This is a genomic window from Pseudomonas sp. PONIH3 (assembly GCF_002934345.1).
Classification (GTDB): Bacteria; Pseudomonadota; Gammaproteobacteria; order Pseudomonadales; family Pseudomonadaceae; genus Aquipseudomonas; species Aquipseudomonas soli.
In genome coordinates this window covers 4,824,945-4,838,129 of sequence record NZ_CP026386.1, presented here as the reverse complement: position 1 = coordinate 4,838,129, position 13,185 = coordinate 4,824,945, and the positions used below count along the sequence as shown (strand labels likewise).

Genomic DNA, 13,185 nt, shown 5'->3' with positions numbered 1-13,185 from the left:
GATCCAGAAAGAAGTCGACCAAATGGTCGGCTTTTTTTATGGCCGGATTTTAGTGGTCACCCAGCCTGACGCCTTGAGGGTGGACAGCACGCAAAGGATGGATCAACAGACAGGAGTCCACAGTGTTCGAAGAATGGAATGAAGTACTCAAAGCGTATCGAGCCAGTAGGCCCCGCTACTTCCAGGCACTTTTCACCCAGCCGCTCCGACTCGAGAAGCTACCCATCTGGCTTTGCGCCATCCTACTGACAGTCCTGCTTACACAGGCGCCGGACTTTCATGGCCGCCCCGTCCTCCTACTGGGCTTGGCGGTTTGCGTTGCACTGTGCATGACTGCCCTCTGGCTCTCGCGGGAAATCTTCAGTCTGTCTTACTATCAGGACTTGTACCGCCTACATGCCATCGCATCGCAATCCTCATTGAAAAGCAGCTTCACTCTTCGCTATGCGCTCTTTCTGCAACGCCTCCAGGACAGTGGCATGACCGCCACTCAAGCCGCTCGGCTGGCAGAGTTCGCAAAAATCTGCACGCCACCGCCCAAGTCCCTGAACCTGTCCCAAAGCCTGGTACTGATCGCACTTGTAACCTTTCTCGCTCCGCTCTCGATCGAAGTACTCAAGGCAAGCGAATCCTGGAACTCTGGCGCTGGCAAGATTTCTATCCTAGTCCTCGTGTTGCTTATCCTTATCGTCCTGCTCGTCAAGGCACTGCTAAGTGACCACGCTCATTTCAACCAGCGAATCATCAGATACATCGAGTTGGCGAGTCATGACCTCAAGAAATCAACGCCCTGCTTCCGCGACCGTGGATCCTCTGCCGAACTTTGAATGAGAGTAGGCGTCGCCTGGCGACTTCGAGCTCGTTTCACGCCCAGTCTTTTAAGACTTTCCCCATTCCCTGTAGTCCATTTCCCAAACATACTCCTAACCCCTTTCAAGCCATTGCGATGGTCTGGACCGGCCTCTAGTCTCGACCCGTCGCTGCCAAATCAGCGACCGGCTTTGACAGGCCGCTCCAGTAATTAACTCGCACAGTTTTGCCATCTATGGCGGCTGTACGTGGGGCACCTTCGGGTGCGCCGGGTTTCCTTACTGACCGGTCTGTCAACCCACGTACCGCTGCCACCCTCTTGTTTGACAGCAATGGTGACGGCCCTTCAGTAAGGATCACACCATGTTGAAGATTGTCCCCGACCCACCGCTTTCTCCCGAAACAGCCCACTCGCTCGAAGACCTGCTCATCCAGATCTCGGAACGTCTGTTCTGCGCCCTCTCCGTCACCCACCAGAACGCCCTTACCCAGGTCACCAGCACAGCGCGCGGTATGTCCATGGCAACGATGCACGAAATCGAGGCCGCACGCGGGCTGGTGGAACTGGCACTGAGCAAGCTGCAGATCAAGCACTGAACAGGGAGAAAACACGATGAACGACAAGACTGCCGGCGTGACCGGATTCGGCTATGGCGATGGCGAGCAACCGCTGTTCCGGGTCGAACCGGGGCAGGACGGAAAGTCAGCCATGGAACAAGCCTCCGCGATCATGGCCTGCGTGAAGCGCATGACTTTGCTCGCAGCCACTGATGGTGAGGCCAACCTTGGCTGGGGTGCGCACTTGATGAGCGATATGGCCAAGGCGGTGATGGATGATGTTGAGCTGGGTCGCCAATGGGGCTCGACTGAATAGCCCTGACCCAACGTCTACCGTCTAAATCGGCTGCGCCCGCTCCCACACGCTCGATAAAGCCCTATGGGAGTGGGCTCGCCCGTCTACGCGTTAATGACTTTCGAGCTGCATTACCGCCTCTAGCCAAGCCTTTGCGACACTCCTGACTGCACAGAAAATCACAGTTAGTGCAATTTACTGTAGAGCCACAGCATTGACTTCACGTTACCGGCCGCACAGGGTAAATAGCTTCTGGTCCCATCGGAACATTCCCCGTGCCACTTATCCATCGCCCCGTCCAACCTGCCGACATCGCCACGCTCTGTAGCTTCCCTCAAAGCGCGGACGAACTCTTCTATATGTTCCCCAAAGCCACTTACCCGCTTACCCCCACACAACTAAGCGAAGCTATTGAGCAGCGCAGCGGTTCGACAGTGATCGAGGCCGATGACGTGATCGTTGGCTTCGCCAATTTCTACAAAGCCGAAAAGGGCGGTGTCTGCGCGCTGGGTAATGTGGTCGTGGCGACGACTGCGCGGGGTCAGGGCGTGGCACGTTACCTAGTGGAGCGCATGATCGACTTGGCTCGCGAAGAGTTCGCTGCGCGGGAGGTCTGGGTGTCGTGTTTCAATCACAACACCGCAGGGTTGCTGCTTTATCCACAGTTGGGCTTTGTGCCGTTCGGGATCGAGGAGCGACAGGCACCGGATGGAAGCCGGGTAGCACTGGTACAGATGAAGCAGGTGTTGAGCTGAGGTTGAGGTGGTTTACGAGTGTGCGGTGCAGCCCTGATTGGGACTGTTTTGCAGCCCATCGCGGGGCAAGCCCGTTCCCACGCTGGCGATGCTTGCGACTCTGCTCTCTGCGCGACAGCGCAGCACTAAGCGCTGAGTGACAGGGGATCTCGCTAAACTAGCCTTCTGTATTGCGCAAACGCGCGGCCTGGACATGGGACTGGGCTCGAATGATTTCATCAGCGTCACCTTCGGCCAGTATCTGTGAAAGGTACTCCTGACTCGCTGCCTCGGAATCCAGCAGATCCGCAATCTTGAATGGCGTCAGTTCACTGGCCATGTTCCACCACCTCGCAAGATGAATGTGTCACGAGCCTAAACCATCGTCCTGAGGGAAGCTTTACCGCTTGTTGTAGGCCTCTTCTTTACTGCCTGTTAATGGCCAATTAAACTGACCCACCTCTGGCCAACAATTTTGACCCACCCATAGTGGCATTGGCCACCGACCATGTAGCGTCACCCGCCTTATGCACAGGCCGGGGACAGATCATTGAAGGAGTGGGTTGTGATTCACAAGATCAAGGGGTTGTATGACCAGGGCCGAGGCCTGTCGGTCCGTGCCATCAGTCGTGAGCTGGGGATTTCCCGGAACACCGTACGCAAGTATCTCCACCTGGATGAGATGCAGATCAGCGCTACCATTGCTGACCCTTCACGCACCAAGGTGCTCGACGAGCACCGCGATTATCTGATTAATCAGTTGGGTCAGTTTCCAGCCCTGAGCGCAGTCAAGCTGGCCCGTCGCCTGAGGGAGCGCACCACCGAGCTGGCGGTGTCAGACCGGAGCATTCGCCGCTATGTGCAAGCGCTCAAGCAGCAGGTTGCCAGTGGCCAGTTGCGCTATTACGAGCCGGTCGTTGAGTCAGTGCCTGGCGTGCAGTGTCAGGTCGACCCCGGTGAGCTGCGAGGCGTCATGATTGGCGGCCTGGAGCGTGTCGTTCATTTTGTGGTGTTTGTGCTGTCCTGTTCACGGCTGATGTATGTCGGTCTGAACTTCCGGCCGCTGGATACCGAACGGTTTATCCAGATGCACGACGAGGCCTTCCGCTACTTCGGCGGCGTCACCGAGGAGTGCATCTACGATCAGACCAAGATGGTGGTGATCAACGAGCAGTACCGTGAGCTGACGCTGAACCAGCGCTTCCACCAGTATGCGACTACCGTCGGGTACCGCATCCATGCCTGCGAGGGCTATGACCCGGAGAGCAAGGGCAAGGTGGAGGCCGGGGTCAAGTACGTCAAGCGTGACTGCTTCTACGGCGAGCACTTCCAGGACGAGGCCGCCGTCCGACAGCACCTGAATGATTGGCTCGAGACTGTCGCCAACGCACGCGTGCACGGCACGACGGGGCAGCATCCAAGAGCGCATTTCGAGGCACTGGAGCGTAGTCAGCTCAAGCCCTATCTCGTCCCGCAGAACCTGCTGCACGTGGCGCCGACAAGGGAGACCCGCAAGGTCGACAAGACCGGCTTGATCTCATGGCAGGCCAACAAGTACTCGGTACCCATGGCCTGGCAGCAAGCCCGTGTCGGTGTCAGCGCACAGGACAACCAGTTGCTGATCCATGACCTGGAGAGCGGTGAACTCATAGCCACCCATGACCTGTGCAAGGCCAAGGGCCGGATGATCAAGAACAACAACCATTACCGAGACCATGCCCAGCGCATTACCGACCTGGAGCGCGGCATCGACTCGATCCTGCCCGATGCCCTTGGGGCAACCCTGTGCCAACTGCTCAAGCGTACTTCGCCGCGTATCTACAAGGATCAGCTGGTTGCTGCACGCGACCTGCTCATGGCCCATGCGCCGGTTGATACGGCGTTGCTCGGCGAGTTGTGCGAGCGCAGTGAACTGACCGCCACCGGGCTCAAGCGCTACCTCGAAGCATGGCAGCAAGCCAAGGCGCGGGGCCGGATCATCGGCGACCATGACTATGCGCCAGAGGCCGGTAGCCAGGTTAGTCACGCCGACCTGAACGCTTATGCCCGCATTGGCCAGTCGACTGGCCACGGGGTGACCCAATGAGCCTGCTCGACAGCACTATCGCGCAGTACCGAAGCCTGCGCCTCAGCGCGACCGCGGGTGAGCTGGCCACCCTGCTGGCCAGAGCCGAAGCCAATGAACTGTCCTACCTGAGCTTCGCCCAGTCACTGGTCGAGCATGAGCTTAACGCCCGCTCCAGTAGCCGCGTAAGCCGCAACCTCAAGCAGGCGCAGTTCCCCTCGGAGAAGCATCTGGAGGCCTTCGATTACCGGCACCAGACCACCATCACCAAGCGCCAGGTCAGCACCTTGCTGGACTTCAGCTTTATCGACAACCGCGACAACCTGGTGTTCATCGGACCACCGGGTGTGGGCAAGACCCACTTGGCCATTGGGATTGGCCACAAGGCGGTTCAGGCGGGCTACAAGGTGCTGTTCCGCACGGCTCTGGCGTTGGTCGAGGATCTGGAGCTGGCGGAAATGAAGGGCGAGCTGAAGAAGCGCCTTAATCAGCTGAGCAAATACGACGTGCTGATCATCGATGAGCTGGGCTACCTGCCGATGACGCGCCAAGCCCGGTACAACCTGTTCCAGTTAATCAACAACCTGTACGAGTACCGCTCGGTCATCCTGACCACCAACAAGGACTTCACCAGCTGGGGCGAGTTCTTCCATGACGACAACGTGGCCGTGCCCATCATCGACCGCGTGATCCACCATTCACACATCTTTATGCTGGGAGGTGAGAGCTATCGTTTGAAGCAGAAAACCGGCGGTTAGCGGTGAGCAAGTGGGTCAATTCTATTGGCCAAAAGTGGGTCAAAATTAATGGCCATTGACACTGCCGATCAGAAAAACCACGTTACACCCTGCGACGAATCCCAGCGAACCTTGACCCCTCCCGCGACGTCGGAACCTGCATCCCCCGCTTCGAGGTTCCCCCAACGTGAAAGCCCTCCTCGCCCGCAAGTACCGCCTGGTGGTCAAGACCTTCGGCTACATCGGCTGGTCGCTGTTCTGGCTGCTGATCTGGGACGTGCTGGTCACCATCGACTTCATGCTGTTCTTCAACAGCAAGTTCAGCCTGCCGCTGATCCCGCTCACCCTGCTGGGCTCGGCGCTGGTGGTGCTGGTGAGCTTTCGCAACAGCAGTGCCTACAACCGCTGGTGGGAGGCGCGCACCTTGTGGGGGGCGCTGGTGAACAGTTCACGCAGTTTCGCCCGACAGGTGCTGACGCTGGTCGACGACCCGGCTGAGGGGCCGAACCCGGTGAAGGCGACCTTGCTGCGTCGGCATATCGCCTATGTGAACTGCCTGGCCGCCCACCTCAAGAACGAGAAATGCCCGGATGAGCTGATGGCCTTCATACCGCCCGGGGAGTTCGAACGGCGCAATCGCTCCAACAATTTCGCCAACGACATCCTCAGCGGTTCGGCGGCGCTGCTGGCCCAGGAATACCAGGCCGGGCGACTGGACAGCATCCGCCTGGCGCGTCTGGAATCGACGCTGGTGGACATGTCCAACGCCCAGGGCGGGATGGAGCGGATCGCCAATACGCCGCTGCCCTACCCTTATGTGTACTTCCCACGGCTGTTCATCACGCTGTTCTGCCTGATAGTGCCGGTGGGACTGGTGGAATCGCTGGGCTGGTTCACGCCGCTGGCTTCGACGGTCGTCGGCTTCATGTTGCTGGCGATCGAGCGGATCGGCACGGACCTGCAGAGCCCGTTCCGCATCAGCGAGCATCAGATCCCGATGGACACGATCTGCGAGACCATCGAACGCAACCTGGAGTCGATGCAGCGTGAGGCGCAGTGTGCGGCCCGCGTGCCTTGAGCCCTCGGCCCCTGCTTACTCCAGCCGTGCGTACTCCCGACAGCCTTCCCAACCGATCCCGCTCTGGGCCGTGTGCTGCAACAACCACTCCAGCGCCGGCTGGGCCTTGGGCAAGCCGTCACGGAACTGGATAACCCCCTTGCGCCACAAAAGCATCAGCGTCAGCACCCGCTGCGCCGAGGCCTCGGCGCTCAGCGGGCCGTCATCCTGGGCGTCGATGTCCCACAGTGAAACCCGCAGTTGCTGGCTGTCCAGGAACGCTTCGCCATCGGCGCGGCGCTGCCCATAGGGCGGACGGAACAGCGGTACATACTGCTCGGCCAAGTCGGCCTGCACCCGCGCCTGGCTGCGCCGCAGCGAGTCCTGCCAATCCTGCCACTGGGCATGGGAGCGGTATTCCCAGCCCTGGATACCCACGCACTGGCCGGCGTACAGCTCGCCCAGCGGGCCGGCGTCGCGCCGTTGCTGCAGGCGATTGCCAAGCACGAAGAAAATCCCGTCGAGCTTCTGCCGGCGCAGGTAGTCAGCCAGCGCATCGGTGCTACCGCCCTGGGGAGCGGGACCGCTGACGAAGGTCAGCAGGAACATCCGGTCATTGAGTTCCTCGCCGTTGCGTTCACGATCGGAGAGCTTGGCCACCTCACTGGTGGTCTGCGGAAACAGCGCAGCCTTGCGCAGCTGCTCATCCAGGTAACGGGTATGGAACTGGTGGCTGGGTTCGACCCACTCGGTATAGAACGAGCCGACATCTTCGGCGAACACAGCGGCCTGTGTACGCAAATCGGCCATGGATTCCACCGGGTAGCAGAACGAGGCATCCTGCTCGCAACTGCGCTGCGCCTGCTGATAGCTTGTCCACAGACGCTGCCACAGGCGCGCCCGCACTGCCCGCACCACGGTCAGGTTGATCTGGCGCAGGCCCAGCCGGGCCTTCAGCGCCGGCTCGTCAAGCATCTCGCTTTCGTGCAGCACGCGGGCGAACGACAGGATCTCCGCCCGCGACGCCACGTCGAACAGAGCCGGGCTGTTCAACTGCTCCGGCCAGCGCTCACGGTCGAAACTGACGAAGTCGGCCGGGGCCGCCTGCGCGCCAAGGCTCAGGAGCCCGGCTAGCAGGGCAAACGCGATACGCACGATGTGCATTCTCCTAGAAGACTTGGCGCGCACTATAACGCGACAGCCGCCGGTTGCCTGTGGCGATGTTCGATGACTATCGTCGCCATAGTTTGGCGTTGCGCCAGCAGCCCCGTAGAATTCGCCCGACGATTCCAGGAGCCGACCCGATGCTGACGGTGATTTCCCCCGCCAAGACCCTCGACTACGACACCCCGCCGGTGACCCAACGCCATACCTTGCCCCAGTACCTGGACGATTCCCAGGAGCTGATCGTGCAACTGCGCGAGCTGTCGCCGGCGCAAATCGCCGAGCTAATGCACCTCTCCGACAAGCTCGCCGGCCTCAATGCCGCGCGTTTCGGCAGTTGGACCCCGGATTTCACCCCGGCCAACGCCAAGCAGGCGCTACTGGCGTTCAAGGGCGACGTCTACACCGGGCTCGATGCCGAAAGTCTGGGCGAGGACGATTTCAGCTATGCCCAGGATCACCTGCGCATGCTCTCGGGCCTGTACGGCCTGCTGCGTCCGCTGGACCTGATGCAGCCCTACCGCCTGGAAATGGGCACAAAGCTGGCCAACGGCCGCGGCAAGGACCTGTATGCCTTCTGGGGCACGCGCATCAGCGAGTGGCTGAACCAGGCCCTGGCCGACCAGGGCGACGACGTGCTGCTGAACCTGGCCAGCAACGAGTACTTCAGCGCGGTGAAGAAAAGCGCCCTGAAGGCGCGGGTGATCGACGTCGACTTCAAGGACCTGAAGAACGGCCAGTACAAGATCATCAGTTTCTATGCCAAGAAAGCCCGCGGGATGATGAGCCGCTTCGTGATCCAGGAGCGGGTCAACGACCCCGAGCAGCTCAAGCGCTTCGATGCGCAGGGCTACTACTATAGTGCCGAGCAGTCGAAGCCAGATCACCTGGTGTTCCTGCGCGATCACGCTGAGGGCTGATGGCCCCGGGGGCGCTTTGCGCCCCCATCCCACCCCTGCCCCGCAATAGGGCACGCTTGCGCCTGAAAATCGCCAAATAACAGACGCCAAAAAACCATCCCCATTATCCTTATCGCAAAACGCCATAAGACCGTTCGTAGTTTTTTGACGGATTTTGAAAAAAATTTTCGCATGCTGGCATATAACCATCGCGCTTCGTTTTCACCCTTTATATACGGGGACGAAACTGCGCCGTGCTATCAGATTGAAAGTATTTCCCTCTGAAAAAATATTTAGAAATCTTTCACCGTGGGGCAACCACCCCAGGAACTTCTACTACGCCCAATGGCTCATAGCACCCGTAACGAGTTTCAAGCGCTGAACGTGAGAAATGACTTACAGATGACAAAGGGCCGCCATCCCTAACCGGCCCGAGAACTTCAACGGCGGTACAGGAAGTGCCTGAAGCCATTATCCATGCAGGAGACAAGCGCCCCTAAAATTCGTCCTAGTGGTTGATTTCAAAGGATTTATCCACTTGAAAAAACAAGCACAGCAATTCGCGAACGGCGATTTGCAATAAAGACGGCTGCATTTCAGGGCACGCCTTTTAAATATTGGCCTTTGACTGCCAACTTTGAGTGCAGAACTTTTTGCGCTCCGGATTTATTCATGCCTGCGTTCGGTGAAGTGTCAATTCGCCATGGAACCGTGCGCCCGAAAACTGCTGGTCAATCAACCCGGTCGGCTCTTCGCTGAAGGGCTGGCGTGATAAACACATGAGGTGAATGCGATGCGTATCAGCATCTTTGGTTTGGGTTATGTGGGTGCAGTCTGTGCCGGTTGCCTGTCGGCACGAGGCCATGACGTGATTGGGGTGGACGTGTCCAGCACCAAGATCGACCTGATCAACCAGGGCAAGTCGCCCATCGTTGAACCGGGCCTGGAAGAGTTGCTGCAGCAAGGCATCGCCAATGGCCGTCTGCGCGGCACCACGGACTTCGCCGAAGCCATCCGCGCCAGCGACGTGTCGATGATCTGCGTCGGCACACCGAGCAAGAAGAACGGCGACCTGGGCCTGGAATACATCGAGTCGGTGTGCCGCGAGATCGGCTACGTGCTGCGCGACACCACCCGCCGTCACACCATCGTGGTGCGCAGCACCGTGCTGCCGGGTACCGTCAAGAACGTGGTAATCCCGATCCTCGAAGACTGCTCGGGCAAGAAGGCCGGTGTCGATTTCGGCGTGGCGGTCAACCCCGAGTTCCTGCGCGAAAGCACCGCGATCAAGGACTACGACCACCCACCGATGACCGTCATCGGCGAGCTGGACAGCGCCAGCGGCGACGTCCTGCAAGCCCTGTACGAAGAACTCGATGCCCCGGTGATCCGCAAGCCGATCGAAGTGGCCGAGATGATCAAGTACACCTGCAACGTCTGGCACGCGACCAAGGTCACCTTCGCCAACGAGATCGGCAACATCGCCAAGGCGGTCGGGGTCGATGGGCGCGACGTGATGGACGTGGTCTGCCAGGACAAGGTGCTCAACCTGTCGCAGTACTACATGCGCCCCGGCTTCGCCTTCGGTGGCTCGTGCCTGCCCAAGGACGTACGTGCCCTCACGTATCGCGCCTCGAGCCTGGACGTGAAGGCGCCGCTGCTCGACTCGCTGATGCGCAGCAACGAATCCCAGGTGCAGAACGCCTTCGACATTATCGAAAGCCACGACAAGCGCAAGGTCGCCTTGCTGGGTCTGTCGTTCAAGGCCGGTACCGACGATCTTCGCGAAAGCCCGCTGGTGGAGTTGGCCGAGCGCCTGATCGGCAAGGGCTACCAGCTGGACATCTACGACCAGAACGTCGAATACGCCCGGGTGCACGGCGCCAACAAGGAATACATCGAATCGAAGATTCCGCATGTGTCCTCCTTGCTCAACGCCAACTTCGAGCAGGTGGTGAACGACGCCGACATCATCGTGCTGGGCAACCGTGACGAGAAATTCCGAGCCCTGGCCCAACAGGCGCCGGCCGGCAAGCAAGTGATCGACCTGGTCGGTTTCATGAACAAGCCGACCTGCACCACCAGCCGCACCGAAGGCATCTGCTGGTAAACCCGGTCGGGCGGCGCGTCCCTCCCCAGCGCGCCGCCCTTCCCACCCCGAATTCTCGACGGATGCCGAACATGCAAAAGTTCCAGACAGTGCTGTTGCAGTGCGCCGGCTGGCTGCTCTACATGAGCCTGCTCATGCTGATCGCCCTGGCCCTGCCCAGCGATATCTTCGATTCGCAGTCGAAGCACTTCATCTTCCTGGTCGGCGCAGTCGGCATCTGGCGCTACTCCATGGGCGCCACCCATTTCATCCGCGGCATGATCTTCCTGTACCTGGTCTACCCGTACCTGCGCCGCAAGGTGCAGAAGCTCGGCCAGGCCGCCGACCCGTCGCATGTGTACCTGATGGTCACCAGCTTCCGCATCGATGCGCTGACCACCGCCCAGGTCTACAGCTCGGTGATCCGCGAGGCGATCGACTGTGGCTTCCCCACCACGGTGGTCTGCTCGCTGGTGGAGAAGTCCGACGAGTTGCTGGTCAAGAGCCTGTGGGCCAAGTACAACCCGCCCGGACACGTCACCCTGGACATCGTGCGCATCGCCGGCACCGGCAAGCGCGACGGCCTGGCCTATGGCTTCCGCGCCATCTCGCGGATGCTCCCGGACGAAAACGCCGTGGTCGCGGTGATCGACGGCGACACCGTGCTGGCCGAAGGCGTGGTGCGCAAGACCGTGCCGTGGTTCAAGCTCTACCCCAACGTCGGTGGCCTGACCACCAACGAGTTCTGCGAAGTGCGCGGCGGCTACATCATGAGCGAGTGGCACAAGCTGCGCTTCGCCCAGCGCCACATCAACATGTGCTCGATGGCCCTGAGCAAGCGCGTGCTGACCATGACCGGGCGCATGTCGATGTTCCGCGCCAGCGTAGTGACCAACCCCGAGTTCATTGCCGACGTCGAGAGCGACTCGCTGATGCATTGGCGCCTCGGCCGCTTCAAGTTCCTCACCGGCGACGACAAGTCCAGCTGGTTCAGCCTGATGCGCCTGGGCTACGACACCTTCTACGTGCCGGATGCGGCGATCAACACGGTCGAGCACCCGCCGGAAAAGAGCTTCGTCAAGGCCAGCCGCAAACTGATGTACCGCTGGTACGGCAACAACCTGCGGCAGAACTCCCGTGCTCTGGGCCTGGGCCTCAAGCGCCTGGGGCTGTTCACCAGCATTGTCCTGCTCGACCAGCGCGTGTCGATGTGGACCAGCCTGCTGGGCCTGACCGTGGCGGTGATCGCCAGCTTCAAGTTCGGCCTGCAGTTCCTGCTGGTGTACCTGCTGTGGATCGGCATCACCCGCCTGATCCTCACCATCATGCTGCTGTGCTCGGGCCACAACGTCGGCCCCGCCTACCCGCTGATCCTCTATTACAACCAGATCGTCGGCGCGGTGATGAAGATCTACGTGTTCTTCCGTCTCGACAAGCAGTCCTGGACCCGCCAGCCCACTGCCCTCAAGCGCGACCTCGCAAGTTTTCAACAATGGTTCAACACCTGGTCCTCGCGGACCATGACCTTCTCGGCCGCGAGCGTCTTCGTCGCCGTGCTGTTCATGGTCGTGTGAGCCCCCGGATCGGATAACAGGAACGAATATCGCCATGAATACCGCCGTGAACGTCAACGTCGTGCATGAATCCGAAGCGCAGCGCCAGCATGCCCGGGTGCGCATCCCCGCCAAACTGCGCTACCTGGACGGCAACCGCGAGCCACACGAGGTGAAGGTTGACGACCTGTCCGCCGGGGGCCTGTCCTTCCATGCGCCAAAGCCCCTGGCCGAAGGCGAAGTGCTGCGCGGCCGCCTGCAGTTCGTGGTCGACAACCTCGGCCTGTCGATGGACGTGGAGCTGCTGGTACGTACCAACAGCCGCGACACCGGCCGTACCGGCGCCGAGTTCCAGAACCTGGAGCCGCGCGACATCGCCACCCTGCGCCATATCATCACCAGCCATCTGTCCGGCGAGTTGATCAGCGCCGGCGACGTACTCAGTACCCTGCAGCGCGACAACTTTACCAAGGCGCGCAAGCAGAAGGACGGTGGCTCCGGCCTGACGGCCTTCGGCCGCCTGCGCGCGGTCACCGTCACCGCCGGGGTGTTCGTGGTCGGCCTGGTGGCGTTCGGCTTCGTCGCCAAATCGCTGTATGGCCTGTACTTCGTCAGCCATGCCGAAGCCGGCGTGGTCGCGGTACCCACCACCAATGTCACCATGCCCCGCGATGGCAGCGTGCAGAGCCTGGTGGAAAACGGTGCCAGCGTAGCCAAAGGCGCGCCACTGGCGACATTCAATACCAGCATGCTCGACCTGCTCAAAGGCCACCTGGACGACTCGCAACTGGAGCCGGCCAAGGTCGAGGAGCTGTTCGGCAAGCAACTCTCCGGCACCCTCACCAGCCCGTGTGACTGCGTGGTCTCGCGCCAGCTAGTGGATGACGGCCAGTACGCCAGCAAGGGCCAGCCGGTGTTCGCGCTGATCCCGCGTACCAGCACCCCGACCATCGAGGCGCGCTTCAGCTACCGCCAGTTCGATGAAGTGAAGCCGGGCACCCGGGTCAACTTCCAGATCGCCGGCGAGGATGAAGTACGCAGTGGCCGGATCACCGGCAGCTCGAGCCTGGACACCGACAACCTGGCCTCCGACATCCGCGTGCAGATCAAGCCCGACGGCGGCCTGCCGGCCGAACTCGCCGGCCGCCCGGCCTCGGTCAACAGCGACCGTGGCCCGTCGCTGAACTGGCTGATCGACAAAGCCGTGGCCCGCGGGCTGTAAGA

Annotated in this window: 13 protein-coding genes; 11 read left to right on the top strand and 2 right to left on the bottom strand. The window is 60.7% G+C overall.

Annotated features, from left to right (window positions below):
- Window positions 1-122: 122 nt before the first annotated feature.
- From C3F42_RS22475 to C3F42_RS22460, 4 genes are all read left to right on the top strand, one after another.
- A complete protein-coding gene (locus tag C3F42_RS22475) occupies window positions 123-827 on the top strand; it encodes a hypothetical protein (protein ID WP_104444932.1) in 705 nt (234 codons plus the stop codon).
- Window positions 828-1,173: 346 nt separating this feature from the next.
- A complete protein-coding gene (locus C3F42_RS22470; protein ID WP_023629291.1) occupies window positions 1,174-1,407 on the top strand; it encodes a hypothetical protein in 234 nt (77 codons plus the stop codon).
- Window positions 1,408-1,423: 16 nt separating this feature from the next.
- The gene (locus tag C3F42_RS22465; RefSeq protein ID WP_023629292.1) at window positions 1,424-1,684 is read left to right on the top strand and encodes a DUF3077 domain-containing protein; all 261 of its coding nucleotides are present in this window, start codon (window positions 1,424-1,426) and stop codon (window positions 1,682-1,684) included.
- Window positions 1,685-1,938: 254 nt separating this feature from the next.
- Window positions 1,939-2,418 (top strand): GNAT family N-acetyltransferase, encoded by a 480-nt coding sequence (locus tag C3F42_RS22460; RefSeq protein ID WP_023629293.1) that lies wholly within the window; start codon window positions 1,939-1,941, stop codon window positions 2,416-2,418.
- Window positions 2,419-2,575: 157 nt separating this feature from the next.
- Here the strand turns inward: C3F42_RS22460 and C3F42_RS29470 are convergent, their stop codons facing one another.
- Window positions 2,576-2,737, bottom strand: a complete 162-nt coding sequence (locus C3F42_RS29470; RefSeq protein ID WP_158659586.1) for a hypothetical protein — start codon at window positions 2,735-2,737, stop codon at window positions 2,576-2,578.
- A 225-nt stretch (window positions 2,738-2,962) separates the two neighbouring features.
- On the opposite strand from C3F42_RS29470, the gene istA reads away from it, so the two are divergent.
- The 3 genes from istA (at window position 2,963) to C3F42_RS22445 (ending at window position 6,277) form a co-directional block, all read left to right on the top strand.
- On the top strand, window positions 2,963-4,483 hold the full coding sequence (istA, locus tag C3F42_RS22455; protein ID WP_081273177.1) for an IS21 family transposase: 1,521 nt from the start codon (window positions 2,963-2,965) through the stop codon (window positions 4,481-4,483).
- Window positions 4,480-5,220, top strand: coding sequence for an IS21-like element helper ATPase IstB (istB, locus tag C3F42_RS22450; protein ID WP_064491510.1), 741 nt, complete (start codon window positions 4,480-4,482; stop codon window positions 5,218-5,220). The genes istA and istB overlap by 4 nt, the downstream gene beginning before the upstream one ends.
- A 166-nt stretch (window positions 5,221-5,386) precedes the next feature.
- On the top strand, window positions 5,387-6,277 hold the full coding sequence (locus C3F42_RS22445) for a bestrophin family protein (RefSeq protein ID WP_023629295.1): 891 nt from the start codon (window positions 5,387-5,389) through the stop codon (window positions 6,275-6,277).
- A 15-nt stretch (window positions 6,278-6,292) separates the two neighbouring features.
- Here the strand turns inward: C3F42_RS22445 and C3F42_RS22440 are convergent, their stop codons facing one another.
- The gene (locus C3F42_RS22440; protein WP_031314616.1) at window positions 6,293-7,411 is read right to left on the bottom strand and encodes a polysaccharide deacetylase family protein; all 1,119 of its coding nucleotides are present in this window, start codon (window positions 7,409-7,411) and stop codon (window positions 6,293-6,295) included.
- A 149-nt stretch (window positions 7,412-7,560) separates the two neighbouring features.
- On the opposite strand from C3F42_RS22440, the gene yaaA reads away from it, so the two are divergent.
- From yaaA to C3F42_RS22420, 4 genes are all read left to right on the top strand, one after another.
- Window positions 7,561-8,340 carry a peroxide stress protein YaaA gene (gene yaaA / locus C3F42_RS22435; protein WP_094011730.1) on the top strand — a complete coding sequence of 260 codons (780 nt, stop codon included), beginning with the start codon at window positions 7,561-7,563 and terminating at the stop codon, window positions 8,338-8,340.
- Between the two features lie 772 nt (window positions 8,341-9,112).
- Entirely contained in the window at window positions 9,113-10,429 is a 1,317-nt protein-coding gene (locus C3F42_RS22430) for a nucleotide sugar dehydrogenase (protein ID WP_023629296.1), read from the top strand.
- A 71-nt stretch (window positions 10,430-10,500) separates the two neighbouring features.
- Window positions 10,501-11,982, top strand: coding sequence for a glycosyltransferase family 2 protein (locus C3F42_RS22425; RefSeq protein ID WP_104444931.1), 1,482 nt, complete (start codon window positions 10,501-10,503; stop codon window positions 11,980-11,982).
- A gap of 34 nt (window positions 11,983-12,016) precedes the next feature.
- Window positions 12,017-13,183: an alginate biosynthesis protein Alg44 gene (locus C3F42_RS22420; protein ID WP_038706777.1), complete on the top strand. Its 1,167-nt coding sequence runs from the start codon at window positions 12,017-12,019 to the stop codon at window positions 13,181-13,183.
- Window positions 13,184-13,185 lie beyond the last annotated feature (2 nt).